23 protein-coding genes are annotated in these 26,278 nt (G+C 72.4%); 11 read left to right on the top strand and 12 right to left on the bottom strand.

Annotated features, from left to right (window positions below; all coding sequences use genetic code 11):
* Window positions 1-81: 81 nt before the first annotated feature.
* From VGD70_RS05390 to VGD70_RS05400, 3 genes are all read left to right on the top strand, one after another.
* Window positions 82-990: an SDR family oxidoreductase gene (locus tag VGD70_RS05390; protein WP_331078723.1), complete on the top strand. Its 909-nt coding sequence runs from the start codon at window positions 82-84 to the stop codon at window positions 988-990.
* 340 nt (window positions 991-1,330) lie between these two features.
* A complete protein-coding gene (locus VGD70_RS05395; protein WP_331078725.1) occupies window positions 1,331-2,125 on the top strand; it encodes a hypothetical protein in 795 nt (264 codons plus the stop codon).
* Between the two features lie 18 nt (window positions 2,126-2,143).
* Window positions 2,144-3,091, top strand: coding sequence for a hypothetical protein (locus tag VGD70_RS05400; protein WP_331078727.1), 948 nt, complete (start codon window positions 2,144-2,146; stop codon window positions 3,089-3,091).
* Here the strand turns inward: VGD70_RS05400 and VGD70_RS05405 are convergent.
* From VGD70_RS05405 to VGD70_RS05435, 7 genes are all read right to left on the bottom strand, one after another.
* Complete coding sequence (locus VGD70_RS05405) at window positions 3,045-5,183, bottom strand: phage holin family protein (RefSeq protein ID WP_331078729.1); 2,139 nt, start codon at window positions 5,181-5,183, stop codon at window positions 3,045-3,047. The genes VGD70_RS05400 and VGD70_RS05405 overlap by 47 nt on opposite strands.
* Window positions 5,176-5,781, bottom strand: coding sequence for a DedA family protein (locus VGD70_RS05410; RefSeq protein ID WP_331078730.1), 606 nt, complete (start codon window positions 5,779-5,781; stop codon window positions 5,176-5,178). The genes VGD70_RS05405 and VGD70_RS05410 overlap by 8 nt, the downstream gene beginning before the upstream one ends.
* A 31-nt stretch (window positions 5,782-5,812) precedes the next feature.
* On the bottom strand, window positions 5,813-6,619 hold the full coding sequence (locus VGD70_RS05415; RefSeq protein WP_331078732.1) for an MBL fold metallo-hydrolase: 807 nt from the start codon (window positions 6,617-6,619) through the stop codon (window positions 5,813-5,815).
* Between the two features lie 36 nt (window positions 6,620-6,655).
* Window positions 6,656-7,141 carry a universal stress protein gene (locus tag VGD70_RS05420; protein WP_331078733.1) on the bottom strand — a complete coding sequence of 162 codons (486 nt, stop codon included), beginning with the start codon at window positions 7,139-7,141 and terminating at the stop codon, window positions 6,656-6,658.
* Window positions 7,142-7,143: 2 nt separating this feature from the next.
* Complete coding sequence (locus tag VGD70_RS05425; protein WP_331078734.1) at window positions 7,144-8,391, bottom strand: SLC13 family permease; 1,248 nt, start codon at window positions 8,389-8,391, stop codon at window positions 7,144-7,146.
* Between the two features lie 167 nt (window positions 8,392-8,558).
* Window positions 8,559-9,743, bottom strand: coding sequence for a multidrug effflux MFS transporter (locus VGD70_RS05430; RefSeq protein ID WP_331078736.1), 1,185 nt, complete (start codon window positions 9,741-9,743; stop codon window positions 8,559-8,561).
* A 549-nt stretch (window positions 9,744-10,292) separates the two neighbouring features.
* Window positions 10,293-10,556: a DUF2631 domain-containing protein gene (locus VGD70_RS05435; RefSeq protein ID WP_331078738.1), complete on the bottom strand. Its 264-nt coding sequence runs from the start codon at window positions 10,554-10,556 to the stop codon at window positions 10,293-10,295.
* 111 nt (window positions 10,557-10,667) lie between these two features.
* Here VGD70_RS05435 and dxr point away from each other — a divergent pair, with 111 nt between their 5' ends.
* Genes dxr through ispG form a run of 3 tightly spaced genes read left to right on the top strand, consistent with a single transcriptional unit; the run spans window position 10,668 to window position 14,274 of the window.
* On the top strand, window positions 10,668-11,900 hold the full coding sequence (gene dxr, locus VGD70_RS05440) for a 1-deoxy-D-xylulose-5-phosphate reductoisomerase (protein ID WP_331078740.1): 1,233 nt from the start codon (window positions 10,668-10,670) through the stop codon (window positions 11,898-11,900).
* A 4-nt stretch (window positions 11,901-11,904) separates the two neighbouring features.
* A complete protein-coding gene (locus tag VGD70_RS05445) occupies window positions 11,905-13,110 on the top strand; it encodes a site-2 protease family protein (RefSeq protein ID WP_331078742.1) in 1,206 nt (401 codons plus the stop codon).
* Window positions 13,111-13,119: 9 nt separating this feature from the next.
* Window positions 13,120-14,274, top strand: a complete 1,155-nt coding sequence (gene ispG, locus VGD70_RS05450; RefSeq protein ID WP_331078744.1) for a flavodoxin-dependent (E)-4-hydroxy-3-methylbut-2-enyl-diphosphate synthase — start codon at window positions 13,120-13,122, stop codon at window positions 14,272-14,274.
* A 65-nt stretch (window positions 14,275-14,339) separates the two neighbouring features.
* On the opposite strand, the gene VGD70_RS05455 is transcribed toward ispG, so the two are convergent.
* Together VGD70_RS05455 and VGD70_RS05460 are read right to left on the bottom strand one after the other, a co-directional pair.
* A complete protein-coding gene (locus VGD70_RS05455) occupies window positions 14,340-16,217 on the bottom strand; it encodes a hypothetical protein (RefSeq protein ID WP_331078746.1) in 1,878 nt (625 codons plus the stop codon).
* Between the two features lie 122 nt (window positions 16,218-16,339).
* Complete coding sequence (locus VGD70_RS05460) at window positions 16,340-16,738, bottom strand: YciI family protein (RefSeq protein ID WP_331078748.1); 399 nt, start codon at window positions 16,736-16,738, stop codon at window positions 16,340-16,342.
* Window positions 16,739-16,861: 123 nt separating this feature from the next.
* Here VGD70_RS05460 and VGD70_RS05465 point away from each other — a divergent pair, with 123 nt between their 5' ends.
* From VGD70_RS05465 to map, 3 genes are all read left to right on the top strand, one after another.
* Complete coding sequence (locus VGD70_RS05465) at window positions 16,862-17,716, top strand: GNAT family N-acetyltransferase (protein WP_331078750.1); 855 nt, start codon at window positions 16,862-16,864, stop codon at window positions 17,714-17,716.
* Between the two features lie 30 nt (window positions 17,717-17,746).
* On the top strand, window positions 17,747-19,552 hold the full coding sequence (locus tag VGD70_RS05470; RefSeq protein ID WP_331078752.1) for a penicillin-binding transpeptidase domain-containing protein: 1,806 nt from the start codon (window positions 17,747-17,749) through the stop codon (window positions 19,550-19,552).
* 62 nt (window positions 19,553-19,614) lie between these two features.
* Window positions 19,615-20,472, top strand: coding sequence for a type I methionyl aminopeptidase (gene map / locus VGD70_RS05475; protein WP_331078754.1), 858 nt, complete (start codon window positions 19,615-19,617; stop codon window positions 20,470-20,472).
* Between the two features lie 10 nt (window positions 20,473-20,482).
* Here the strand turns inward: map and VGD70_RS05480 are convergent, their stop codons facing one another.
* Window positions 20,483-21,184, bottom strand: a complete 702-nt coding sequence (locus VGD70_RS05480; protein WP_331078755.1) for a hypothetical protein — start codon at window positions 21,182-21,184, stop codon at window positions 20,483-20,485.
* 41 nt (window positions 21,185-21,225) lie between these two features.
* Between VGD70_RS05480 and VGD70_RS05485 the strand changes: the two genes are divergently transcribed.
* Window positions 21,226-22,743, top strand: coding sequence for a cobyric acid synthase (locus tag VGD70_RS05485; protein ID WP_331078757.1), 1,518 nt, complete (start codon window positions 21,226-21,228; stop codon window positions 22,741-22,743).
* A gap of 97 nt (window positions 22,744-22,840) precedes the next feature.
* Here VGD70_RS05485 and VGD70_RS05490 read toward each other — a convergent pair whose 3' ends face one another.
* Together VGD70_RS05490 and VGD70_RS05495 are read right to left on the bottom strand one after the other, a co-directional pair.
* On the bottom strand, window positions 22,841-24,223 hold the full coding sequence (locus VGD70_RS05490) for a mycothione reductase (RefSeq protein ID WP_331078763.1): 1,383 nt from the start codon (window positions 24,221-24,223) through the stop codon (window positions 22,841-22,843).
* Window positions 24,224-24,264: 41 nt separating this feature from the next.
* Entirely contained in the window at window positions 24,265-24,801 is a 537-nt protein-coding gene (locus VGD70_RS05495; protein ID WP_331078759.1) for a YbhB/YbcL family Raf kinase inhibitor-like protein, read from the bottom strand.
* Between the two features lie 114 nt (window positions 24,802-24,915).
* Between VGD70_RS05495 and VGD70_RS05500 the strand changes: the two genes are divergently transcribed.
* Window positions 24,916-26,013 (top strand): M48 family metallopeptidase, encoded by a 1,098-nt coding sequence (locus tag VGD70_RS05500; protein ID WP_331078761.1) that lies wholly within the window; start codon window positions 24,916-24,918, stop codon window positions 26,011-26,013.
* Window positions 26,014-26,278 lie beyond the last annotated feature (265 nt).

Raw genomic sequence — 26,278 nt, forward strand, 5'->3', positions numbered from 1 at the left:
CGCCAGTGGCGGCCATGGTGCCGCCGTCCGCGGCGATCGAGGGCGACGTGGACGTCGGGGCTGGCGGTTGGGGGCAGGGCCATGACGTCGCTTGATGGTCGGGCGGTGGTGGTGACCGGGGCCGGACGGGGCCTCGGTAGGGCGTTCGCGATGCATGTCGCCGAGATGGGGGCGGCGGTGGTGGTCAACGACATCGACGGCGAGCTCGCGCGGGGGACCGCCGCGGCGATCGAGGCCGACGGTGGCTGTGCCGTGGTCAGCGAGCACTCGGTGGCCGAGCCGGAGCAGGCGCAGGCCATCGTGGATCTTTGCGTGCACGAGTTCGGCCAGGTCGACGGCCTGGTCAACAACGCCGCGGTGAACTACGAGACGCTCCCGCTCGACGAGGACCCGCGGCTCGCGGGCGAGCTGATCCAGGTCAACGTGCTCGGCGTCATCTACACGGGCCTCGCCGCGGTCCGCGCGATGGCGGGCCGCGGCGGGTCGATCGTCAACATCTCCTCCGGCGCCTCGCTCGGTCAGCGCACGCTCGCCACCTACGCGGCGAGCAAGGGCGCGGTCGCGTCGCTGACCTACTCGTGGGCCCTCGACCTCGAGGCGGTCGGCATCCGGGTGAACGCCGTCTGCCCGGTGGCGCAGACCCGGATGGTGCTCGGCTCCGAGCGCGCGCTGCGCAACTGCCCGCCGGACAGCACGCCGGACAAGATCGCGCCGCTGGTGTCGTTCCTGCTCGGTGACCGGTCGCTGGGGGTGACCGGCCAGATGATCCGGTGCAACGGGCCGCAGCTGCACATCGTCGGCCAGCCGTACCTGAAGGCCCCGATCCTGGAACGCGAGAGCTGGGACTCCGAGAGCGTGGAACGCGCGTTCAGCGAGGTGTTCCACGCCCACCTCGAGCCGTACGGCCTGGAGAAGCGCCTGCCGCCGCTGCTGCGCAAGTGGCTGCCGTGGCGCCCCCGTGCCGTGCGTTCTCCCCTGGAGGCGGGTTAGTGCAACCCGGTACGAGGCGATTCCTCCACACGGATCCACCGACAAACGCACCAACCTCCCTTGACGGAGCATTAGGCCTGTCTCGTAGATCATCGTGTGAAGTCCTGCGCCGACCACCGGAACCTCAGGGGACCGTGACGGCACCCAGCCACCGTCCACCTCGATACCCGCGCTATTCGCTGGGACGCAACGCACACTTTAATCCCGGGGAGGCGCACCAGCCGTCCATCGGGGCAGGAAGGTGCGCACCTTCGGGCGCGAGGGTTGGCGGTCGGCGCCGGCCGGGTGACGATGGGGGGCGGCCCGGAAAACCTTTCTGTGGAAGGGAATGGCTCGCAGAATGCCTGTCGACGATGCGACCGCGCAGCGGCTGAGAAGCGTACTGGGCGACGAGACCGACACCGATGTCACCACTCTCCGCGCGCGCATGGGGCCCTTGTTCGGCGCCGGCTGGCTGGAGGAGGCCGACGACCAGGTCCAGACGAACCTGACCGCCTGGCTGACCGCTGAGGAGGCCGGCCAATTGGCCACGCTGGTCGACGGTCCGCCGGGCGAGCTGGCCCGGTGGTTCGGCGAGGTGCTCGACGCCTGGGACAGCGCGGGCGAGAGCGCGCCCCGGTTCACCGATGTCGTTGCGGTGGAGGGATATCCGGGGTGGTGGCAGGCGTTCGACTCGGCCGGGCCGGAGGCCGGCGTCGGCTATCTGTACGTCCGCAGCACGGAGCAGCCGACCGATCAGACGCCGGGTTGGCTGGGCCAGACGGAGGCGTTCGCCGCGATGCAGGCGGCCAGGTTCACCGATGTCGTTGCGGTGGAAGGGTATCCGGGGTGGTGGCGGGCATTCGACTCGGCCGAGCCGGAGGCCGACGGCGGCTACAAGTACGTCCGCGGCACGGAACAGCCGACCGATCGGACGGCCGGGTGGCTCGGCCAGACCGAGGCGTTCGCCGCCATGCAGACGCCTGCGGAGGCGCCGCCGGCGGAGCCCGCGCCGGCGGAGGTGACGGCGGTCGTGGAGCAGATGCTGTCGGAGGTCATGACCGGCGCGCTCGCCGACGTCGACGGCGCCGAGGAGCTCTCGCCCGACGAGGTCCGCCGGGCCTTGGAAGAAGCCGCAGGAACACTGGCGCAATAGCTCGCAAAGGACAATGCGATGACCTCCGCACTCGACAAGACCAATGTCCAGACCCAGCTCACGGAAGCGTTCCGGGTGCGCATGCGGGAATACGTGGCGAGCATGTCGGAGGACGACCTCAGGAGATGGGAGAGCCTGCCGGCAACCGAACGGGTCAAGGAGTTCATCACCGCGTTCAACAACCTCGTGAAGGACGCGGACTGGCCCGCGAACCTCCCGAAGTTCAAGCGCCCGGAGGTTCAGCGGGACGCGGTCGACACGGGAATCACCAGTGCCGACGGCCGGCTGAACCCTCCGGTCACCGAGTTCCTGGCCGAGCTCGGTGATGCCGTCTTCGCCGCCGATGCGGTGGCGGCCGGTGGTGGCTACCTGTATCGCAACATGGACGGCGCCGTTCCCCCGAAGGTCGTCCTCGGGCAGCAGGTGTTCCGTGGGCGCATCGAGCCGACCGACCACAAGCAGGCGCTTCTCGACATCTACACCGACTCCGAGGGCGCGGCCGGCGTGCTCATGAACTACGTGTCCACCAACGTGATGACCGCCGGCGTGGCCAAGAAGGAGGTGCCGTGCATGTCCGCGTGCACGGACGCCGACAACACGCTCGGCCGGAAGCCGACCTGGCAGTACGCGTTCCCGGCGCCGGCGCTGAGCGACGTGCCGTTGGCCAAGGTCCAGGAGCAGCTCGGGGTCAGCGCGAGGCAGGCGGCGTCCCCCGCGGAGAAGAAATGGGTCCTCAGGTCGAACTCCGGGGACATCGACGGCGCCGGCGTCATCGCCTTCGTGTGCGACGCCCGCGCCGACGAGCACGTGTTCTTCCGGACCGTGGCCATCGGGACTCAGGCCGCGTTCAAGGCGTACGGCACGTTCGGGGGCACCGAGAGCTACCGGGGCCGCTGGAAGAAGCTCGACGACGCCAGCGTCACGAGGTACTGGAGCGTGACGGAGAAGTACGACCTGCGACCGTAGGGCTGGGGGTGCGCGGGTCGGGGTGGCCCAGGTGGGTGAGCCAGCCGCGGACGACCCGGTGCAGGGCCTCGGCGCCGACGATCGTGCCGGGGGCGGGCAGGTCCGCGGGGTGCAGGACGAACCCGCGAGCCTGGCCGCCGCCGAGGCCGCCGTGCGAGCCGACGTGCGGCTCGAACGGCGAGGCGTCGTCGGTGGCGGTGGAGTAGCGGCTGTTGATCAGCAGGTCCGGGCAGTGCGCGAACCCGTCGGTGCGGCGGATCAGGTCGGCGGCGTGCTCGCCGTAGCCGTCCAGCGGGTCGCTGCCCGACACCGTGTCGTCGGCCAGGTCGTCGGCCAGCCGGCGGAGCCCGTCGCGGCCGAGCACGATCGGCCCGCGCGCGCTGCGGACCAGCAGGAAGCCCACCCCCGGGTGGTCCACCAGCACCGGCAGCAGGTCCGGGAACTCCCGCTCGATGGTCTCCAGGTCGACCCGCCCGGGGTGCTCGGTGAACGACACCATCGCGACGTGCCCCGACACGACCACGACCACGCCGGGTGCCGCGCGGGCCACCGCGCCCGGCTTCCCGCTCGCCGTGCGGAGCCGGCCGGAGTCGACCCCGGCGGCCCTGGCCCGCAGCGCCCGCGCGATCGGCCCGCCGCGGGTGGACGCGCCGGCGAGCGCCGCGCCGAACTGCCACCCCGCGACCGGCTTGGCCTTCGACCGCCCGCCGGGTCGCGGCGGCGCGCCGCACAGGCGGCCGACGAGCGCCTCGATGGACTCGCCGAACCGGTCGGTGAACGCCCAGCCTTGCGTGACGCCGTGGTCGGAGAACACGACGAGCTGGTAGCGGCGGGTCGAGAGGTGGGCCGCTCGGTGCAGCCGGCCGATCTGCTGGTCGATGGCCCGGATGACGGCCAGCGCGTCGAACCGCTCGATGCCGGTGTGGTGCGCGACCTCGTCGTAGCCGAGGAAGTCCGCGTAGACGACCGGCCGGCCGGCGAGCATGTCGCCGATGATCGCGGAGACGACGAGGTCCCGGGCGATGACCGTGGTGCCGGACCGGGCGAACGGGTAGAACCCGCCGCGCTTGACCCGCGGGCGCACCCCGGCGCGGCGCTGGCGCGTGGACGCCGAGATCTCGCGCAGCACGTCGACGAGCGCGGAGCCGACCGTCCGCACCACGTTCACCGGGTTGGCGAAGTAGGCGTAGTACCCGTCGCCGATCTCGTTGGCCGACCGCGTGCGGGTCCGGCGTTTGCCCGTCGGGGTGAGCAGTGGCACCGCGCTCATCGTGAGGCTCGTGTGCGCCGCGTCGCCGGTGAACAGGCCGCCACGCGCTGCCCCGCCGCCGGCGAGCAGGCCCCGCCCGTCGGAGTGCCGCCGCTCGATCTCCGCCGCGTCGGCCGGGTGGGCGCACGCCATCACGTGGTCGCGGTCCTTCTCGTACCAGCGGAACCCGAGGATGTCGTCGTTGGACCCGTGCAGCAGCCCGCACACGCTCGCCCCGGTCTGCGAGCTCCAGTCGCAGTGCCAGTCGGTGAGCGCGTGGCTGCCCTCGGCCAGCCACGTCGCGAGCGTCGGGAGGTCGCCGTCGCGGACCGCGCGGCGCACGGTCTCGTAGCCCAGCCCGTCGATCTGCAGCAGCAGCACTCCGGGCGGCTCCGTCCCGTCGACGCCCCCGCCGCGCCGGAACCGGCGCGCCGCGCGCCGGAAGAAGATCTCGTCCTCGTCGAGCGAGAGCACGCTGCTGACCAGCGCGCCCACCGCCGACACGACGATCGCGACGATCACCGCGGTGCGCAGGTTCGCGATCACCACGCCCGGCACGGCGAACGTGATCGCCAGGATTCCGGCGCCGAGCAACAGGAACGAGCCGATGCCGAGGGTGAACATCGCCACCGGCAGCGCCACCCGCAGGATCAGCGGCCAGACCACCGCGCTCAGCAGGCCGAACAGCAGCGCGAAGACCGTGGGCTGCCACCAGCGCGGCATGGCGAAGTCCGCGAGCGCCAGGTCCAGCTCGTGCAAGGCGACCGCCACGAGCGCCCACACCAGCAGGAGGCGGGCGACGAGGCGCCCGCCACGCAGCAACCGGCCGGTGCTCTCACTCATGGGCCGCGACCTTCTCCGCGCGGCCGCGCTCCCGGCGCCGCGAGATCCACGTCGTGACCAGCGTGACCAGGAGGACGAGCAGCGCCGCGATGAGCGTCGCCAGCAGCGGGTTGTCGAACAGCCCGCCGCTCACCACGCCCAGCGCCGCGTAGGCCAGCGCCCACAGCAGGCAGGCCCCGGCGGCGGCGAGGACCAGCCGCCGCCACGGGTAGTCCAGCGCGCCCGCGGCCAGCAGTACCGGGATGCGGCCGGCCGGCACCATCCGGCCGATCACGACGAGCTGCCAGCCCCGCTTGGTGAACCTGGTGCGCGCGGAGGCGAGCCGCTCCTCGGACTGCCGGCGCACGAACCAGCGGGTCATCGCGCCTCGGCCACCGCGGCCGGCGGCGAACGTGACGAGGTCGCCGATCAGCGCGCCGAGCGTGGCCAGCAGGACGACGAGCACGAGGTTGAGCTGGTCGGTGGTGGTGGCCACGGCCGCGGCGGCGCCGACGATCGCGCCGGTCGGCACGATGGGCACCACCGAGCCGACCAGGACCCCGCCGAAGAGCACCGGATAGCCGATGGCCGACGGGTCCGTCCAGTCGAAAGGACTCACGACAGCCCCTCGCCCCGCACCGTAGGTTCGCTCACGTGCGCGGGCCGCGGGCGAGGTCGGGGAGTGCGACGTCCTCGCCGGGTGGGGTGACGATCACGCGGGTGGCCGAGCCCTGCGCCTTGGCCGCGAACTCGTGCGGCGGGTCGATGAGCAGGCGGCGCATGCGGGCGCCGTGCCGGCCTGGTGCGCGGGGGAGACCGGCCAGCGCGAGCGTGCCCCAGTGCACCGGAACGGCGACCCGCGGGCGGAGCAGCTCGAGCGCCTCGGCGGCGCGGGCCGGGGTGAGGTGGCCCGGGCCGAGCGTCGGACCCCAGCCCCAGACCGGCAGCAGGGCGACGTCGATCTCGGCGAGCTCGGCCATCCCCGGGAAGAGGTCGGTGTCGCCGGCCGCGTAGACCGTGGTGCCCGCGCCCTCGATGAGGTGGCCCATCGCCTTGGCCTGCGGGCCTCGGGTGGACCGCGGACCCCAGCGGTGCCCGGAGTGCGCGGCCGCCACCCCGGTGATGCGGAGGTCGCCGTCGACCAGCTCCTCGCCGGGCGCGAGCTCCTCGACCTGGCGGACACCCTTGGACCGCAGCCAGTCGCCGGCGCCGCGCGGTGCGATCACCCGCACGTGCCGGCTGAGCAGCCGCAACGACGGCAGGTGGACGTGGTCGCCGTGCAGGTGGGACAGGAGGACCAGGTCGACGTCGGCACGGTCGGCCGGCGTGCTCGCCGTCGTGACCCGGGTCAGCGCGGAGACGCGGTTCGTGAGCACGGGGTCGGTGAGCACGACCCGGCCGGCCAGCTCCACGCGCACGGTGGAGTGGCCGACGAACCGCAGGCCTAAGGGGTGCACGTGGCCGAGTATTCCACCCGGGGCACGCTTCGCTGGTCAGCGCGGTGGCGGGGGCGGGATGGAGTCGACGCCGGGTGGCGGTTCGGGCCAGACCAGGAGCACCGGGCAGGGGGCGTGGTCGACGACGAACCGGACCGGCTTGCCGAGGCTGCGCGGGCCGAGCCGGGTGCGGTCGCCGCCGCGGGCGAGGACGAGGAGGTCGGCGTGCTCGGCGGCGGCGACGACCTCGCGCTCGACCCGGCCGTGCCGCCGCTCGCGCCGCGCGGGCCGGGCCAGCCGGTCGGCGGCGGCGCGCAGCAGGTCCTCGGCGGAGGTCGTGGCGAGGTGCTCGATGCGCCGGCCGGGGTCCTGGTCCGGGTGGCCGCGGCCGAGCAGGCCGGCGAAGGCACCGCGCGCGGCGGCGGGGACGTCGTCGTCGCTGACGTGCAGGAGCACGAAGTCGGCGCCGGCGGGCGCGTGCGTGCGGGCGGCGTCGACGCAGGCCGGCCAGGTGCCCTCGGCGATCCAGACGAGCACGGTCATGGTCAGCCTCCGATGACATGCAGGCCGGCCCACAGGGCCAGCACGGCGAGGATCAGCGACACCGGCACGGTGAGCAAGCCCAGCCGGGTGTACTCGGCGAGGTCGACGCGGCTGTCGTGGTCGCGCAGCACCCGCCGCCACAGCAGGGTGGCCAGCGACCCGACGTAGGTGAGGTTCGGCCCGAGGTTCACGCCGATGAGCAGCGCGAGCACGGCGCCGGTCCCCGCGGGCGCGGCGAGCGGGAGCAGGACCAGCACCGCGGGCAGGTTGTTGATCACGTTGGCGAGCACCGCCGCGACGCCGGCCAGCGCGAGGAGCGCGAGCAGGCCCGAGCCGGCCGGGACGAGGTCGCCGACCGCCGTGTCGAGCCCGTTGTCGACCACGGCCCGCACCACCACGCCGAGCGCCAGCACGAACGCGAGGAACGGGATGTTGACCGCGCGCACGACGGCGGCCGGGGTGGTGCCGCGCCGGGCGAGGCCGCGGACCGCGAGCACGAGCGCGCCGGCGAAGGCCGCCCACGCGGGGTCGAGGCCGGTCAGCGAGCACGCGACGAACCCGGCGAGGGTGAGCCCGAGGACGGCGAGGGCGAACACCGGCAGCGTCGGTGGCGGGCCCGGCCGGGCGGTGCCGGCGGTCAGGTCGGCCCGGAAGAACCGGTGGAACAGCAGGTACTCCACGGCCACCGTCACCAGCCACGGCCCGGCCATCAGCGCGGTGAACCGGAGGAACGACACGTCGGCGGTGGCGAAGGCGAGCAGGTTGGTGAGGTTGGAGACGGGCAGCAGCAGCGACGCGGAGTTGGCGAGGTGGGTGCAGGCGTAAACGTGTGGCTTGGGCCGCACCCCCAGCCGGGCCGCGGTCGCGAAGACGACGGGGGTGAGCAGCACGACGGTGGCGTCGAGGCTGAGCACCGCCGTGGTCACCGAGGCGATCACGAAGACGAGTACGAGCAGCCGCCCCGGCCCGCCCGCCCGCGCCATGAGCGCCCCGGCGGCCGCGAAGAGCCCTTCGTCGTCGCAGAGCTTCGCGAGGACCAGCACCGCGGCGAGGAACCCGACCACCGGCGCGAGCCGCGCGACCTCACCGACCGCGTCGGCCACGAGGATGGCCCCGGCCCCGACGAGCAGGAGGGCCACCGGCACCGCGACAACCGCCTCGGCCCACCCCCGAGGCCGCACGACGGCGAAGGCGAGAACCCCGAGCAACCCGACGACGGAGACGGCCTCCGCGAGCCCGGCGCTGAGCACGGCTACCCAGGTTGCCCCAAATCACGCTGGCAGGCCACCGCTGACATCGAGGGGCTTGCGGATCCCGGTGTCGATCACGATCCTTCTCGGGGGCGCGCCGGCGAGCACGAGGAGTCTCCTTGTTGGACCAGTTGGGATCCGGCGTCACGCGGGAGACCGCGCGCGTGCTACGCAGGTTCGGCTGAGGCCGAGCGGCGGGACTGCCAGGCCGTGGCGCCCAGGGCCAGCCACGCGACGGCCGAGCCGGCGGTCATCGTGATGGCCATGGCCGGGCCGTCGTTGCCGAGGACGCCCACCAGCGGGGCGATCAGCGCGCCCAGGCCGAACTGGGTCGCGCCCAGGAGGGCGGCCGCGGTGCCGGCGGCCTCGCCGTGCCGGGACAGGGCCAGGGCCGGCGCGTTCGGCAGGACGAAGCCGATGGCGCCCAGCAGGAAGAACAGCGGGACCACGAACGCGAGCAGGCCGCCGCCGGCGATGGCCAGCGCGGTGAGGACCAGGCCGGCCACGACCGACCCCGCGAGCGCGTAGAACACGATCCGCTCCGGGGAGTACCGGTTGAGCAGCACGACGTTGACCTGCGACGCCCCGATGATGGCGATGGCGCCGATGCCGAACACCAGGCCGAACTGCTGCTGGTCGAGGCCGAACCCGTCCTGCAGCACGAACGACGAGCCCGACACGTACGAGAACAGCGCCGACATCCCCAGCGCCGCGACCAGCGCCAGCACCACGAACTGCTTGTCCGTGACCAGCGACCGGTAGGTCCGCAGCACCGGGCCGAACGCTCCCGTGCGGCGCCGCTCGACCGGCAGCGTCTCCTTCAGCAGGAAGATCGCCACCAGCATCAGCGCCACACCGAGCACCGCCAGCACCGCGAACACCCCGCGCCACGAGCCCGTGAGCAGGATCGCCGCGCCGAGCGTGGGGGCCAGGATCGGGGCCGCGCCCATCACCAGCATCAGCCGGGACAGCGCGGTGGCCGCCGCGCGGCCGCTGAACAGGTCGCGGACCACGGCCAGCGCCACCACCATCGCGGCCGCCGCGCCGACACCCTGCATCATCCGCAGCACGCCGAGCACCGCCACGTTGGGCGCGATGAGGCACAGCAGCGACGAGGCGACGTGGACGGCGGTGCCGATGATGAGCGGCAGCCTGCGCCCGACCGCGTCCGACAACGGGCCGATGACCAGCTGCCCCAGGCCCAGCCCGAGCAGCGTGCCGGTGAGCGTGAGCTGCACCGCGGCGGACGTGGTGACCAGGTCGTCGGCGATCGCGGGGAGGGCCGGCAGGTACATGTCGATGGTGAGCGGGCCGAGCGCGATGAGCGATCCCAGCACGAGGATGACGCGCACCCGGGCCAGCCCGGTGGGGGACTCCGGCGGTGACGCCGGCGGTGACGCTGGCGGGGACTCTGGCAGAGACTCCGCGGGCGCCGACGCGGGACGTGCCGGGGACAGCGTGGCGCGATCCATCAGTGGCCTTTCGAAGGGGGAACCCAAGGAACAACTGACGTCGTCGTCACCGGTGATCAGCAACGCGGCGGGACGGTTTGTTCCCGCACAGGACGTCGAATTGGCGGTTACACCGAAGTTCACGGGGTATTCGAGCGCTTCCCCAGCGTTCAGGAGGCCCCGGATGACGCAGCCGGCCTGCGGGTACACACCGCCGCACAGAGACAGGCCGCACAGGGAGAGGCCGCACAGGGACAGGCCGCACACAGACAGCAAGAACCCGGAGGTCGACGAACAGGCCGCCGACGGCTCTGCACCCGAGACACCGCCCGGTCCCGCGGCGACCCCGCTCGCGGGGCACCCGGCGCCGCCCGACTCGTGGATCGAGGCGCCCGGGCAGTACCCGGGCCGATGACCTACTGACCGGCCAGGCCGGTGTGGCGACGAGGGCTACCGGCGCCAGGACGTGCGCTGCCGGACCCGGTTCCCGACCAGCGCGGCGACCAGGACGACGCCGATGCCGATGAGCCACAGCCGCTCGGTCTCGGCGACGTGGTTGCCGATGAACGCCATGAGGAACATCGCGATGGCCGAGATCCAGCCGCCGATCTCGCGGCCGCGCGGGAACCTGCCGTGCCAGCCCCACTCAGCGGACGGCTCCTCGTGCGGGTCGACCGCGTTCTTCGGCCGCTTCTCCAGCTGTGAGCCAGCCACGTTCCCTCCCGGCACTCTGATCCTTGCCGCACATGCTCCCACACCGCCCTGACACCCTCCGCGCACCATGCGCATGTGATCGACAGTGCATCGGGAACAATGTGCCCTGATATGACCAGACGTACCGTTCTCGTTCTCGGCTCCACCGGCTCCGTCGGTGTCCAGGCCCTCGACGTCCTCGCGGCCAACCCCGAGCGGTTCGAGGTGGTCGGCGTCGCGGCCGGCGGCGGCGATCCGGCCGCCCTCGCGGCCCAGGCCATCTCGACCGGCGCGCGAGCCGTCGCCGTGTCCCGCTCCACCGCCGCCGAGGACGTGCAGCTCGCCCTGTACGCCGAGGCCAAGCGCCGCGGCTACGAGCAGGGCGGCTTCGGCATGCCGCGCATCCTCGCCGGCCCGGACGCGGTGGCCGAGCTCATCGACACCACGCCGGCCGACATCGTGCTCAACGCGATCACCGGCTCCCGCGGCCTCGCGCCCACCCTCCGCGCCCTCGCGACCGGCGCGACGCTCGCGCTCGCCAACAAGGAGTCGCTGATCGCGGGTGGCCCGCTGGTGCTCCGCGCGGCCGCGCCGGGCCAGCTCGTGCCGGTCGACTCCGAGCACTCGGCCATCGCGCAGTGCCTGCGGGGCGGCCGCGCCGAGGAGGTCGACCGGCTCGTGCTCACCGCGTCGGGCGGCCCGTTCCGCGGCCGGCGCCGCCCGGACCTGGCCGACGTCACGGTCGCCGACGCGATGGCGCACCCGACCTGGGCCATGGGTCCGGTCATCACGATCAACTCGGCCACCCTGGTCAACAAGGGGCTCGAGCTCATCGAGGCGCATCTGCTGTTCGGCGTGCCCTACGACCGGATCGACGTCGTGGTCCACCCCCAGTCGATGATCCACTCGATGGTCACCTTCACCGACGGCTCCACGCTCGCCCAGGCCAGCCCGCCGGACATGCGGCTGCCGATCGCGCTGGCCCTCGGCTGGCCGGAGCGGGTGCCCGGCGCCGCCCGGGCGGCCACGTTCGACACGCCCACCGCGTGGACCTTCGAGCCGCTGGACGACGCGACGTTCCCGGCCGTGCGGCTGGCCCGGCAGGCCGGCGAGACCGGCGGCTGCCTGCCGGCCGTGTACAACGCGGCGAACGAGGAGGCGGTGACCGCGTTCGTCGAAGGACACACCGCCTTCACCGACATTGTGGACACTGTGCACCGAGTGCTCGACGCGGCGGACGCTTGGCACACCGAGCCGTCCGGGGTCGAGGAGGTCCTGGCCGCGGAGAGTTGGGCGCGGGCCCAGGCGAGGCAGCGGCTCGGGGCGACGGTAGAGCTCGGCACGACCGGGCGGGGAGAGGACTGACGACGTGCAATGGATCGTGGGGGTCATCCTCTTCGCTCTCGGCATCTGCATCTCGGTGGCATTGCACGAGGCCGGGCACATGGCCGCGGCCAAGATGTTCGGGATGCGGGTCCGCCGCTACTTCATCGGCTTCGGCCCGACCATCTGGTCGTTCCGCCGCGGGGAGACCGAGTACGGGCTGAAGGCCATCCCGGCCGGCGGGTTCTGTGACATCGCCGGCATGACGGCCCTCGACGAGGTGACCCCCGAAGAGGCGCCGCGGGCGATGTGGCGCTACGCGACGTGGAAGCGCTTCGTGGTGATGGTCGCCGGCTCGATCACCCACTTCATCATCGGCTTCGTCATCCTCTACCTGATGGCGATCACGATGGGCCTGCCCAACCTGAGCCTGGACGTGAACACGGTGCGGCCCCAGGTCGGCACGGTCAACGACTGCGTGGTCGACAAGACCAAGACGTCCGGCACCGGGTGCACCTCCGGCGCGGCCGCGCCGGCCAAGAACGCGGGCCTGCGCCCCGGCGACGTCGTCCAGTCGGTCGCCGGCACGCCCACGCCGACCTGGCGGGACATGGTCAAGAAGGTCGAGGGCCTGTCCGGGCCGGCCGAGTTCGTGGTCCGGCGGGGGAGCCAGACGCTCACCCTCACGGTCGACGTGGCCCAGGTCGCGACCACGGACGGCAAGAAGGTCGGCGCGATCGGCGTGTCGGTGGCGCTGCCTCCCACGGTCAACACCTACGGCGCGCTCGACGGCGTCGGCGGCGCGGCGAGCTTCACCGGCCAGATGTTCGTCGGCGTGTGGAACGGCCTGCTGGCGTTCCCGGAGAAGATCCCGAAGGTCGTCCAGGCCATCGGCGGCGGCCAGCGCGACCCGGAGACGCCGGTCAGCGTGGTCGGCGCGAGCATCATCGGTGGAGACGCGGTCGAGCGTGGCTTGTGGGAGATCTTCATCCTGATGCTCGCGACGCTGAACTTCTTCGTCGGCGTGTTCAACCTGCTACCGCTGCTGCCGCTCGACGGCGGGCACATCGCGGTCCTGTTCTACGAGAAAATTCGGGACTGGGTACGGCGTCTGCGTGGGAAACCGGCGGGCGGGCCGGTCGATTACTCCAAGTTGTCGGCCGTGACGATGGTGTTCGTCCTCCTCGGTGGCGCGGTCGTGTTGTTGACCGTCACAGCGGACATCGTGAACCCGATCCGGATACCTCAGTAGGCTGAACGCATGACCGAAGGCATCATGCTGGGCATGCCGGCCACTCCGCCGCCCGTGCTGGCGGACCGGCGCCCGACCAGGCAGCTGATGGTCGGCCGGGTCGGCGTCGGGAGCGAGCACCCGATCTCGGTGCAGTCGATGACCACCACGGTCACCGCGGACGTCAACGCCACGCTGCAGCAGATCGCCGAGCTCACCGCGGCCGGCTGCGACATCGTCCGGGTGGCCTGCCCGTCCCAGGACGACGCCGAGGCGCTGCCGGCCATCGCGGCCAAGTCGCAGATCCCGGTGATCGCGGACATCCACTTCCAGCCCAAGTACGTCTTCGCGGCCATCGAGGCCGGTTGCGCGGCGGTTCGGGTCAACCCGGGCAACATCAAGAAGTTCGACGACAAGATCCGCGAGATCGCCGCCGCCGCCCGCGACCACGGCACGCCCATCCGCATCGGCGTCAACGCCGGCTCGCTGGACCCGCGGTTGCTGGCCAAGTACGGCAAGGCGACGCCCGAGGCGCTGGCGGAGTCGGCCCTGTGGGAGGCGTCGCTGTTCGCCGAGCACGACTTCCACGACATCAAGATCTCGGTCAAGCACAACGACCCGGTCGTGATGGTCCGGGCCTACGAGCTGCTCGCCGAGCAGTGCGACTACCCGCTGCACCTCGGTGTCACGGAGGCCGGGCCGGCGTTCCAGGGCACCATCAAGTCGGCTGTGGCCTTCGGCGCGTTGCTGCGGCAGGGCATCGGCGACACCATCCGCGTGTCGCTGTCCGCCCCGCCGGTCGAGGAGGTCAAGGTCGGCACGCAGATCCTGCAGTCGCTGAACCTGCGACCGCGCAAGCTCGAGATCGTGTCGTGCCCGTCGTGCGGCCGGGCCCAGGTCGACGTGTACAAGCTGGCCGACGAGGTCACGGCGGGCCTCGAGGGCATGGAGGTCCCGCTGCGCGTGGCCGTGATGGGCTGCGTGGTCAACGGCCCGGGTGAGGCGCGCGAGGCCGACCTGGGGGTCGCGTCGGGCAACGGGAAGGGCCAGATCTTCGTGAAGGGCAAGGTCATCAAGACCGTGCCGGAGCACCAGATCGTGGAGACCCTCATCGAAGAGGCCATGCGCATCGCCGAGGAGGCCGGCGACGCGGCCACCGGCGAGCCCGTCGTCACCGTCTCCTGACGTTCCCGGCTCCGGTGGCCGGAGCCACGAGGCTCCGGCCACCAGGGCCGCGTTGCCGGTAGGGGCTACGGCGCCGGGTATTCGGTGAGGTAGACCGGTACGCCGATCTTGGTCGTGTCGGCCGCATCGCCCAGGCCGTTGACCACGTGGTCGATCGTGCCGGCGCTCAGGTTCACCGTCATGATGTGGTGCAGCCGCACGCCCGGGGTCGCCGGGACCTCGAAGCCGTTCTCCGTGTGGATCGCCGGGTTGTTCTGGTTGAACACGTACACGCCGGCGCCGTGGAGGGTGTGCGTCCGCACGCGGTCGCCCACCTTGTAGCCGGCGAAGCCCTCGACGCTCCCGTGCATCCAGTCCGCCTGCGTGGGCGGGTCGTACGGCAGCTCGTTCTGGTACAGGATCGTCGTGCCGTCCTCGCCGTTCCAGACGGTGTTGTACTGCTGGAAGTGCTCGACGAACAGGCCCGTCGCCGTCACGTGGTCGCCGTTGATCACGACGCCGTTGCGGCCGGTGTTGGTGTTCCAGCGCTGGGTGTCGGTGAAGCCCTCGACGCCGTGGTCGGCCCGCCACACCCACGTGTGGTCGATGAGCACGTTGTCGCTGTTGACCTCGAGCGCGGTGTCGGTCCTGCCCACGTGCGGGCCGCCGACGCGGAAGTACACGTCGGACAGCGTGGTCGGGTTGCGGGCGGAGCTGACGCCGTGGCCGTGCTTCTTGCCCACCCGCAGCAGGACCGGCGACGTCCGTGGCCCCGCGTCGACCGTGACCCCCGCGATGACGACGCCGGGGACGTCGGCCACCTCGAGCGGGGTCGAGCCGTCGACGGCGGTCAGCGTGGCGTGCCCGAGCCCGAGGACCACCGTGTTGGGGCGCCTGACCTCGATGCCGCGCGCGATGTCGTACACGCCGGGGGTGAGCAGCAGGTTCTTGCCGCGCGCGAGCTGGTTGTTGATGTCGCGCACCGAGTCCGCCGGGGTCGCGACGAAGAAGTCCGAGATCGGCACCGTGCGGCCCGGCGTCAGGCCGTCGGCCCAGGAGATGCCGCGGCTGTTCGTCCGGGCGGCGGGCACGCGGACGTCGTACCTGCCCCGCTCGTCGAGGAACAGGTACGGCTTCTCGCGGCTCACCGGGGTCGTGTCGAGCGTCGTGTACGGCGGGCTCGGGAAGGCGGCGTCGTCCGGCGCGCCCACGACCCCCGCGAAGACCTGGTTCCACACGCCGTTGGACCAGCCGGCGATCTCGCTGTTGCGGGTCAGCCACTGCTGCTGCGAGCCGTTGACGGTCGACGGAAGCCTCGAGTCGGCGATGAACCCGCCGCTGGCGAACTGCGGGCCGGCGGTGCAGTAGTCCATCAGCGAGAGGTTGCCGCCGCTGATGTCGAGCCGGCGCATGGACACCGCCTGGGAGACCGCCCAGAAGTTCGCCGAGGCGCGGCAGCCGTCCTGGCCGGCGGCGTCGATGTTGATCGACAGGTTGGACAGGGTGCGCCAGAAGTTGACGAGGGCGAGGCAGTTGCCCGTGCCACCGTCGGCCAGGCAGCGGTTGTAGACCTCGACCTTGCCGTTGATGACGACGTCGGTGGGGGAGGCGCCCAGGCCCGCGATCTCGGTGTAGTAGCCGACCTTGAGCTGCAGCGGGTGCTCTGCGGTGCCGTAGGTCCCCGGCTTGAAGAGGAAGGCGTAGCGCCGGGTGCCCATCTCGTTGTCGACCTGGCCGGCGTGCGTCGCGTCGAGGGTCGCCTGGATCTGGCCGACCGGCATGGCGGGATCGAAGACGGTGACGTTCGCCCCGAGGTCCGGGGTGCCGTGGTCGCCGTGCCGCGGTGGGGCGGCCGCCGCGGTCGTCGTGGCGACCGTCGTCGCTGCGAGGGCGAGCGCGAGCGCCCCGCCGAGTAACCGGCGGGTGCGCCGTCTCACGGGACCGTCCGGACGCTGGGTGGTCATGCGGTGTCGTCCTCTCCGCTGTCGGGCAGCGCTGCCCGGGGTGGGATGCGGCGCAGGGAGGCGGGTCCATGAGAGCGCTCTCACGGGGTTCGGATATTTCTACTCCGTGCATCGGTCCAGCGCTATGTCCGGCGCGCGCCGATCTGGGCCCGTAAGTAGTCCTCGTGCTCGCGCAGCTCCGGGCCCGGCGCCTCCGCCGGCTCGGCGACCTGGCGAAGCTCGAACTCACCCGTGCCGACGCGCGGACAGCGCCGGACCCACTCCAGTGCCTCCTGCTTGGACCCGACGTCGAGCACCCAGTAGCCCGTCACCAGCGCACCCTCGAACGGCCCGTCGACGACCGTGGCCCGGCCGTCGGCGAAGCACACCCGGGTCCCGTCGGCGCTCGAGGTCAGCCCGTCCGCGGCCAGGAGCACGCCGGCCCGCACGAGGTCCTTCGTGTACCGGGTCAGCGCCCTGACCTGCTCCTCGCCCGGAGCCCCCGCCTGCTCGTCGGCCTTCACCAGAACCATGAACCGCATGACAGGCTCCTTCCCGCCGGGGTGTTCGCACTGACGCGTCGAACCGGGGGTGGCCGGATCGACACCAAACGGTCGGCGGGTCTCGGCTGTCCCACGAGCCGGTCATCTGGCACGCTTGAGCTTGTGTTGCGGCTTGCTGGAGCGCGGCTGCTCGACGAGCGGGATCGGATGGCCGTGCGCGCGATGCTCACGGCGGATCCGGTCGCGTCCTGCATGGTCGCGTCGCGGATCGAGACCCTCGGCATGGACCCGTGGCGGCTGGGCGGCGAGCTGTGGGGCTGCGAGCCCCGCGGGTTCCGCAGCGGCCGCCTCGACTCGCTGTGCTTCGCCGGCTCGAACCTCATTCCCTTGCAGGGCAACCGGTCCGCGCTGCGGGCCTTCGCCGACCGGGCGCTGCGCCGGCGGCGGATGTGCTCGTCGGTCGTGGGGCCGGCCGAGCAGGTCCTCGGCCTCTGGTCCGAGCTGGAGCTCGACTGGGGGCCGGCCCGCGAGGTGCGCGAGGACCAGCCGCTGATGTCCACGGGCAAGGAACCGCTGGTCGCGGCCGACCCGCTGGTCCGCCCCGTCCGCCCCGCCGAGCTCGACCGCTACCTCCCGGCCGCGGTCGCGATGTTCATCGAGGAGGTCGGCGTCGACCCGCGGGCCGGCGACGGCGGCGCCAGCTACCGGGCCCGGGTCGCCGAGCTCATCGCCGCCGGGCGCGCGTTCGCCCGGTTCGAGGGCGGTGACGTCGTGTTCAAGGCCGAGATCGGCGCGCTGTCCAACGCGGTCGGCCAGATCCAGGGCGTGTGGGTGCACCCCGACCGGCGCGGGCACGGGCTCGGCTCGGCCGGCACCGCGGCCGTGGTCGACCGGCTCGTGCGCGGGCTCGGGCGCACCGCGAGCCTGTATGTCAACGCCTACAACGTCATCGCGCAGTCCGCGTACCGGCGGATCGGGTTCACCCGAGTCGGTCAGTACGCCACCGTGCTGTTCTGATTGTCGGGGTTGTCCGCCATACTCGCCGCCGTGCGCGTTTCCTCCCGGCGGGCGGCCGGTCTCCTCGCCGCGGTGCTGCTCACCCTGCCCGTCGCGGGCTGCGGCCTGTTCGGTGACGACGGGCCGCAGCCGCAGGACATCGCCGACGACTACCTGGGCGCGTTCGCCAAGGGCGACAGCGGTGCCGCGGCCAAGCTCACCGACTCGCCCGACTCGGCCAAGGCGCTGCTCGACAGCGTCCGCAAGGGCCTGGCCCCGGAGAAGGTCGCCGCGCAGCTGGGCGAGGTCAGGACGGCCGACGGCACGGCCACCGCGAGCTTCGACGTCACGTGGGACTTCGGCCACGGCCGGCGCTGGGAGTACCCCGGCAAGCTGGAGCTGCGCGACCAGGACGGCACGTGGAAGATCCACTGGTCCACCACGGTCCTGCATCCCGACCTGGCCGAGCAGCAGTCGATCGCGCTCCAGAACGAGCAGCCGGAGCTCGCGCCGGTGCTCGACCGCGACGGCGAGCTGCTGATGGCGCCGGACCGGGTGATCTCGGTCCTGTTCGAGCCGGCGAAGGCGGGCGACGCCAACGCGGTGGCCGGCGCGCTGGCCACGGCGCTGTCGGGCTTCGACCGGTCGATCACCCAGAAGTCCATCATGGACGGTGCGGCCAAGGCCAAGACCCAGCCGTACCAGGTCGTGCTGCTGCGGTCCAGCGACTACGAGGCGGTCAAGCCGCGGATCTACGAGCTGCCCGGCGTCCGGTTCACCGCCACGCCGCGGCTGCTCCCGGTGGACAAGAAGCTCGCGCCCACGCTGCTGCCGGGCATCCGCAAGCTCGTCGAGGACGACCTCATCGGCAGCGCGGGCTGGCGGGTCATCACCACCGACGTGTCCGGCGCCGAGGTCTCGGAGCTGTACTCGAAGCCGGCCGAGCCCGCGCAGGCGGCGCGGATGACGCTGAGCCTGGGCGTGCAGAACGCGGCCCAGTCGGCGCTCGCGCCCGAGCCCAACCCGTCGATGATCGTGGCGATGCAGGCGTCCACGGGCCAGGTGCTGGCGGTGGCCCAGAACCCGGCGGCGGACAAGCAGGGCGCGCTCGCCCTGTCCGGCCGCTACCCACCGGGCTCCACGTTCAAGATCATCACCGCCATCGCGGGCATCGAGTCCGGCAAGACCCAGCCCGACGCCCAGGTCGGCTGTCCCGGCACGCTCACCATCCAGGGCCGCGTGGTGCCCAACAACGACAAGTTCGACAAGGGCGTCATCCCGCTGCACAGCGCGTTCGCGTTCTCCTGCAACACCACCTTCGCCGAGCTCGCCACCAAGCTGGCGCCCTCGGCGCTCACCGACACCGCCCGCCGCCTCGGCCTCGGCGCCGACTTCGTGGTGCGTGGCGCCACCACGGTCACCGGCTCGGTGCCGCCCGCGGCCAACGTGGTCGAGCGCGCCGAGGACGGCTTCGGCCAGGGCAAGGTGGTGGCGAGCCCGTTCGGCATGGCGCTGGTGGCCTCGACGGTGGCCTCGGGCACCATGCCGACGCCCAGCCTGCTGGCCGGGACTCGCACGGAGTCCGACACCGTCGACCCGAAGCCGGTCGACCCGCAGGTCCGCGCCGCGATGCACGCGATGATGCGGGAGGTCACCCAGCGGACCGTCGCGCTGGCGCCCTACCCGGACGTCCGGGGCAAGACGGGCACCGCCCAGTTCGGCGACGGCAAGCACTCGCACGGCTGGTACGTGGGCTTCCGCGGCGACCTGGCCTTCGCGGTCCTCGTCACCGACGCGGGTGCCTCGGCCAGGGCGGTGGCCGCCACCGCCCGGTTCATGGCCGCCCTACCCCGGTGAGGCGCGGGCCACGGCGCCCCTTCCCTCAACGGCGGCGAAGAACCGCATCGTAGGGTGGAGCCATGCCCGTACGTGCTCCGTTGAAGCCCGGCGTCCAGTCGCCCCGCCGGCAGGTTCCGTCCGCCATCGCGCGTCCCGAGTACGTGGACAAGCCGGCGCCCCAGCGCAACACCGAGCCGTGGGTCCAGACCGACGAGACCGTCGAGGCCATGCGGGTCGCCGGCCGGATCGCCGCGCAGGCCCTGCAGGAGGGTGGCAAGGCGGTCAAGCCCGGCGCCATCACCGACGACGTCGACGCCGTGGTGCACGAGTACATCCTCGACCACGGCGCGTACCCGTCCACGCTGGGCTACCGGAACTTCCCCAAGTCGTGCTGCACCTCGCTCAATGAGGTGATCTGCCACGGCATCCCGGACACCACGCTCATCCAGGACGGCGACATCGTCAACATCGACGTCACCGCCTACCTCGGCGGCGTGCACGGCGACACGAACGCCACGTTCCTCGCCGGCGACGTCGACGAGGAGGTGCGGCTGCTGGTCGAGCGCACCCACGAGGCCACCATGCGAGCCATCAAGGCGGTCCGCCCGGGCCGGCAGCTCAACGTGATCGGCCGGGTCATCGAGGCCTACGCCAAGCGGTTCGACTACGGCGTCGTGCGTGACTTCACCGGGCACGGCATCGCCCGGTCGTTCCACAGCGGGCTGGTCATCCTCCACTACGAGGAGCCCAAGGTCGAGACGGTGATCGAGAAGGGCATGACGTTCACGATCGAGCCGATGATCACCCTCGGCGGCATCGACTACGACATCTGGTCCGACGGCTGGACGGTCACCACCAAGGACAAGAGCTGGACCGCCCAGTTCGAGCACACCCTGGTGGTCACCGACGACGGCGCGGAGATCCTCACCCTGCCGTGACGGGCCACCGTCAGAGCAGCTTCGCGAGCACCTCGAGCACGGCCACCGCAACGGGGTCCGGGTCGGTCGCCGGCGCCAGGTGGTGCGTGTCGAGCCGGCGCACCGGCCAGCCGAGCCTCTCGGCCGCGGCCACGTCGTCGGCGTAGGCCGCGGACAGCGCGACGTAGCCGGCGGGGCCGTCCCACTCGACGTCCGGGCGCGGCTCCTTGAGGAACGCCACCGGCACTTCGGGTGCCTCGTCGGCGATCTCGGCACGCAGCTCGACGTCGGCGACCAGCTCGGTCAGCGGGTCCGGCTCGAACCACCGCTGCCACCGCGGCAGCTGCCCCTCGCGCGAGGCCGCGCGCAGCCGCGTGTACAGCTCGGCCGGCACGGTGTCGCGCCAGCTGCGGCCCGGCGTCGGCAGCCCGGCGTCGAGGAACACCAGCCCGCTGACGGTGTCCTCGAGCGCGTCGGCGAACGCGGGGAGCAGCGGCCCGGCGCCGCTGTGCCCGATGAGCACGACCTGCCCGGCGAGGTCCTCCGCACCCATGGCGTCCGCGAACGCGCCGACGAGCACCTGGTGCACGGGCGCGGCGACGACGCTGGGTCGCAGGTCGAGCAGGACCGCAGGGTGCCCGTGCGCGGCGAGCGCGTCGGCCAGCGGGCGCAGGCTCGCCGGGCCGAGGAACGGGCTGTGCACGAGGACGGCGGTGATCGGGGACGCGGGCATGCCCGCGATGATGGCAGATGCCTCGGCGGAGGGAGCGGGACATGCGGGGTGCGGTGCTTGTGGCCGGGACGTCGTCGGACGCGGGCAAGAGCGTGCTCGTGGCCGGACTCTGCCGGTGGCTCGCGCGGCAGGGGGTGCGGGTGGCGCCGTTCAAGGCGCAGAACATGTCGAACAACTCGGCGGTGACGCCGGACGGTGGCGAGATCGGCCGGGCGCAGGCGATGCAGGCGGCGGCGTGCGGGCTCGAGCCGAGCGTGCGGTTCAACCCGGTGCTGCTCAAACCGGGGGCCGACCACAGCTCGCAGGTGGTGGTGCTGGGCAGGCCGGTCGGCGTCCTTTCTGCCGCGTCCTACCGGAGCCTCGACCTGCTGGACGTCGTCGTGTCCACATTGGATGATTTGCGAGCGTCCTACGACGTGGTGGTCTGCGAGGGCGCCGGCTCGCCCGCGGAGATCAACCTGCGGGCCGGCGACATCGCGAACCTCGGCCTCGCGCGGGTGGCGTCGCTGCCCGTGCTCGTGGTGGGGGACATCGACCGGGGTGGCGTGCTGGCGCACCTGTTCGGGACGCTCGCCGTGCTCGACCCGGCGGACCAGGCGCTGGTGTCGGCGTTCGTGATCAACAAGTTCCGCGGGTCGCTGTCGCTGCTCGAGCCGGGCCTCGTGTCGTTGACGGCGCTGACCGGCCGGCCGGTGCTCGGCGTGCTGCCGTGGCAGGCGGACCTGTGGCTGGAGGCCGAGGACTCGCTGTCGTACGCGGCGGACGGGGTGCTCGGCCGCCCGGCGCCGCCGGTGGGTGCCGACTGGCTGCGGGTGGCCGTGGTCCGCCTGCCCCGGATCTCGAACGCGACGGACGTCGAGGCGCTGGCGTGCGAGCCCGGGGTGGCCGTCCGCTTCGTGACGGACCCGTCCCGGCTCACGGATGCCGACCTGGTCGTCCTCCCCGGCACCAAGTCCACAGTGGAGGATCTGGCCTGGCTGCGCCGCACCGGCCTGGCCGACGCCGTGGTGGCCCACACCGGCGCCGGCGGCCCCCTGCTGGCGGTGTGCGGCGGCTACCAGCTGCTCGCGCGGTCGATCGTCGACGACGTCGAGTCGGGCGCCGGTGCCGTACCCGGCCTCGGCCTGCTGGACGTGGACGTGACCTTCGCCCCGGCGAAGACCCTGACCCGCCCGGCCGGCACCGCGCTGGGCGAGCACGTGACGGGCTACGAGATCCACCACGGCCAGGTGACCCGCCGCGCGGCGCTGCCGCCCCTGGTCACCCTGCCCGACGGCAGCCCCGAGGGTGCCTTGGCCGGCCCGATAGCCGCGACCCACTGGCACGGCCTACTGGACAACGACGGCTTCCGCCGGGAGCTCCTCCGCTGGGCCGCGTCCCATGCGGACCGCCCCGGCTTCGAGCCGGCGGCCGACACCCGGGTGGCCGAGCTCCGAACGTCCCAACTGGACCTGCTGGCCGACCTGGTGGAGACCCACCTGGACACGCCCGCCCTGACCCGCCTCATCGAGGAGGGCGCCCCACCGAACCTGCCGACCCTGCGAACGACCCGGACGTAGGCCCGAACCGGCCCGTGGCGGCGCCCACCGTCGACTTGCCGACGCCTGCCCGGCCGCCGACCAGGAGCGCCTCGACGGGCAGCTCAGTCAGGCGGGGTCAGTCAAGGGGCAGGTTCAGCAGGGCGTTCTCGATCAGCTCCGGCATCGCCGGGTGGATCCAGTACTGGCCGCGCGCCATGCTGCGGGCGTCCAGGCCGAAGCTCATCGCCTGGACCAGGGGCTGGATCAGGGTCGACGCCTGCGGGCCGATGATGTGCGCGCCCAGCAGCTGGCCCGTCGACGGGTCGGCCAGCAGCTTCGCGAAGCCCGTCGTGTCCTCCATGGCCCAGCCGTAGGCGATCCCCGCGTAGTCCTGTGTGGACGTCACGTACCGCACGCCGCGCGCGCGGGCCTGCTGCTCCGTGAGGCCCACCGACGCCACCTGCGGCGAGCTGAACACCGCGTGCGGCACGAACCGGTGGTCGGCCTCGAGCGGGGTGTCCGGGTTGAGCAGGTTGTGCTGCACGATCCGCGCCTCGTGGTTGGCCACGTGCTTGAGCTCGAACGGGGAGCTGAGGTCACCCAGCGCCCACATGCCCTCCGCGGTCGTCCGCTGGAACTCGTCGACCACCACGTACCCGTCCGGCGTGACGTCGATGCCGGCCGCCGGCAGGTTGAGCGTGTCCGAGTTCGGCACCCGGCCGACCGCCGCCAGCACGAGGTCGGTCTCGATCGACTCCGGGCCGGACGCGCCGTCGAGGTCGACCCGGATGCCGCCGTCGACGACGGCCGCGCCGCGCAGCGTGCGGTTGAGCCGCAGGTCCCACCGCTCACCGGCCAGCGACGTGAACCGGGCGCTGATGTCGGCGTCCTCGTACCGCAGCATCGCGCCGGACCGTCCGACGACCGTGACGTCGACGCCGAACGCGGAGAACACGTGCGCGAGCTCCGCGGCCACGAACCCGGACCCGATGATCACCAGCCGCCGCGGCAGCTCCTCCAGGCGCATGATCGTGTCGCTGGTGTGCACCGGCACGTCCGCCAGCTCCGGCGGCACGACCGGCCGTCCACCGGCGGCGAGCACGACCCGGTCGGCGGTGAGGTCGACGGACCCCGTCGACGTGTCGACGGACAGCGCACCCGGGCCGGTGAACCGCGCCGTGCCCTCGTAGACGGTGACGTTGGCGTTGTCCGCGTGCGAGACCCGGTACTGCCGCCCGCCCGCCGAGATGGGGTCGATGCGCCCGAAGATGCGGTCCCGCACGTCGGTCCAGCGCACCCCGCGAAGCTCGGCGTCGACACCGAGCTTGGCCGAGGCCGCGGGTGTGCCGGCGAGGTCCGCGGTGTGCACGAACATCTTGGTGGGGATGCAGCCGACGTTCAGGCAGGTGCCGCCGAACACGCCGCGCTCGACGATGGCGACCCGCCAGCCGGCGAACCGCTTGTCGAGGATGGAGTTGCCGGAACCGGAGCCGACGATGACCAGGTCGAAGTGCGTCACATCTGCGTCCAACATCGCCGGCCCGGTCCCCGATTCCCGGCTCAGTGTTGGTACGTCGGCGTGATGATGGCCCGGGCCAGCGTGTGGAACGCCAGGTTGAAGCTCACCACCGCGGCCGACGCGTTCTCGTCGACGTCGAGCGCGTCCACGTCCACCGCGTGCACCACGAAGTAGTACCGGTGCGGCATGTCGCCCTGGGGCGGCGCGGCACCGGCGTAGGCCCGCGCCGACATGTCGTTGCGCACGTGGAAACCGTCGCCCGGCAGGCTCGCGTCGTCGGCGCCGGAGCCGGCGGGCAGCGCGGTGGTGGCCGGCGGCAGGTTCACCGCGACCCAGTGCCAGAAGCCGCCGGGGATCGGCGCGTCCGGGTCGAAGCAGGTGACCACGAAGCTGCGGGTGCCCTCGGGGAAGCCGGACCAGGCCAGCTGCGGCGAGACGTTCCCGCCGCCGGCGCTGTCGTGGACGGCGCTCATCGGCAGCTGCTGGCCGTGCGACACGTCGTCGGAGGTGACGGTGAACGAACCGACAGCCGGCAGGAGCTCGTAGGGGTCAGGCGCGACGGGACGCTCGAGGCTCATGTTCGTCTCCCGGATGAGTGATCGTTCGGCGCCGTCCACCATAGTCTCGCCGCAACGCCCCCGCCGGGTGCCGCTCCGGCCTAGGGTGGGCGTGGACCGAGGGGAGTGGTGTGGGTGACCGACAACGACAACGAGGTGGAGCAGCGGAGCTCGACCCGGGTGCGGTTCCCGGGCATCAGCCCGCGGGCCTACGAGCACCCGGCCGACCGGGGCGCGATGGCGACGTTGCGTGCGGTGCCCGGCATCTCGTCGGTGCTCAAGGCCGTCGCCGGCATGTGGAACGAGCGCGCCGAGCGGCTCTACGCCGTCGCCTCGGCCATCCGGGTCGGTGAGAAGCAGTACCCCAGGATCAACCAGCTGCGCGTCGACGCCGCCGAGACGCTCGACCTCGACACCGTGCCCGAGCTGTACGTCGCCCGCGATCCGCGCGCCAACGCCTACGCGATCGGCATCGACAAGCCGTTCATCGTGCTCACCACCGGCATGGTCGAGTCGCTCGACGTCGACAGCCTGCGCTGCGTCGTCGGCCACGAGACCGGGCACATCCTCTCCGGCCACAACGTTCTGCGCACGCTGCTCATGAGGTTGCTGCGCCTGCAGGCCACGGTCCAGTGGGTGCCCATCGGCGCGCTCGGCCTGCGTGCGGTCATCGCCGCGCTCCTGGAGTGGTTCCGCAAGGCCGAGCTCACCGCCGACCGTGCCGGCCTGCTGTGCGGTCAGGACCCGGCCGCTGCGCTGCGCCAGCACGTGTTCATGGCCGGCGGCACGTCGATGTCGGACATCGACATCCCCGAGTTCATGCAGCAGGCCAAGGAGTACGAGGAGGTCGACGACATCCGCGACAGCATCCTCAAGCTGATGACCGTCGAGGGGATGAGCCACCCGTTCGCCGTCGTGCGGGCCGCGCAGCTGCAGCGGTGGGCCGCGTCGGAGGAGTACCGCGCGATCCTGGCCGGCGACTACCTGCGCCGCGCCGACGACGCGCCGTCCTCGTCCATGATGGACGACGTCCGGTCGGCCGGGCGCTCGTACAAGGAGTCCTGGTCGAGCTCCACCGACCCGCTGGCCAAGGTGCTCACCGACGTCGGCGAGGCGGTCTCCGGCGCCGCCGGCAAGGTGTGGAGCCGGTTCGGCGGCGGCACCGGTTCGTCTACTCCGGACGAAACGGATGCCCCGGACGGCCCGGATGTCAACGGCGGCAACAAGAACTAGCCCGCCACCGGCTCCGCTCGTCGATTCGCCCGAGCCGAGCCTGTCTCGTAGATCATCGTGTGAAGTCCTGCGCCGACTGCGCCGACTGCGCCGACCATCGGAACCTCAGGGGACCGTGACGTCACCCAGCCACCACCCACCTCGATACCCACAACATTCGCTGGAACGCAACGCACACTTTAAATCCCGGGGAGGCGGACTAGCGTCCCGCCGGCCACGACGAGCACGGCCCGCACCTGGTCGATGATGTCGCGCTGGTTCGCCG

The sequence above is a fragment of the Actinophytocola sp. genome, assembly GCF_036402745.1.
In the GTDB taxonomy this organism is placed as follows: domain Bacteria; phylum Actinomycetota; class Actinomycetes; order Mycobacteriales; family Pseudonocardiaceae; genus Actinophytocola.

Bases quoted from the DNA above. Each gene is read 5' to 3' on its own strand.
- VGD70_RS05460 (WP_331078748.1), bottom strand. From the start codon at position 16,738: ATGCGGTTCATGGTTCTGGTGAAGGCCGACGAGCAGGCGGGGGCTCCG.
- VGD70_RS05485 (WP_331078757.1), top strand. From the start codon at position 21,226: ATGCGGGGTGCGGTGCTTGTGGCCGGGACGTCGTCGGACGCGGGCAAG.
- VGD70_RS05455 (WP_331078746.1), bottom strand. From the start codon at position 16,217: ATGACCACCCAGCGTCCGGACGGTCCCGTGAGACGGCGCACCCGCCGG.
- dxr (WP_331078740.1), top strand. From the start codon at position 10,668: ATGACCAGACGTACCGTTCTCGTTCTCGGCTCCACCGGCTCCGTCGGT.
- VGD70_RS05405 (WP_331078729.1), bottom strand. From the start codon at position 5,183: ATGAGTGAGAGCACCGGCCGGTTGCTGCGTGGCGGGCGCCTCGTCGCC.
- VGD70_RS05395 (WP_331078725.1), top strand. From the start codon at position 1,331: ATGCCTGTCGACGATGCGACCGCGCAGCGGCTGAGAAGCGTACTGGGC.
- ispG (WP_331078744.1), top strand. From the start codon at position 13,120: ATGACCGAAGGCATCATGCTGGGCATGCCGGCCACTCCGCCGCCCGTG.
- VGD70_RS05420 (WP_331078733.1), bottom strand. From the start codon at position 7,141: ATGACCGTGCTCGTCTGGATCGCCGAGGGCACCTGGCCGGCCTGCGTC.
- VGD70_RS05400 (WP_331078727.1), top strand. From the start codon at position 2,144: ATGACCTCCGCACTCGACAAGACCAATGTCCAGACCCAGCTCACGGAA.
- VGD70_RS05495 (WP_331078759.1), bottom strand. From the start codon at position 24,801: ATGAGCCTCGAGCGTCCCGTCGCGCCTGACCCCTACGAGCTCCTGCCG.
- VGD70_RS05480 (WP_331078755.1), bottom strand. From the start codon at position 21,184: ATGCCCGCGTCCCCGATCACCGCCGTCCTCGTGCACAGCCCGTTCCTC.
- map (WP_331078754.1), top strand. From the start codon at position 19,615: ATGCCCGTACGTGCTCCGTTGAAGCCCGGCGTCCAGTCGCCCCGCCGG.
- VGD70_RS05390 (WP_331078723.1), top strand. From the start codon at position 82: ATGACGTCGCTTGATGGTCGGGCGGTGGTGGTGACCGGGGCCGGACGG.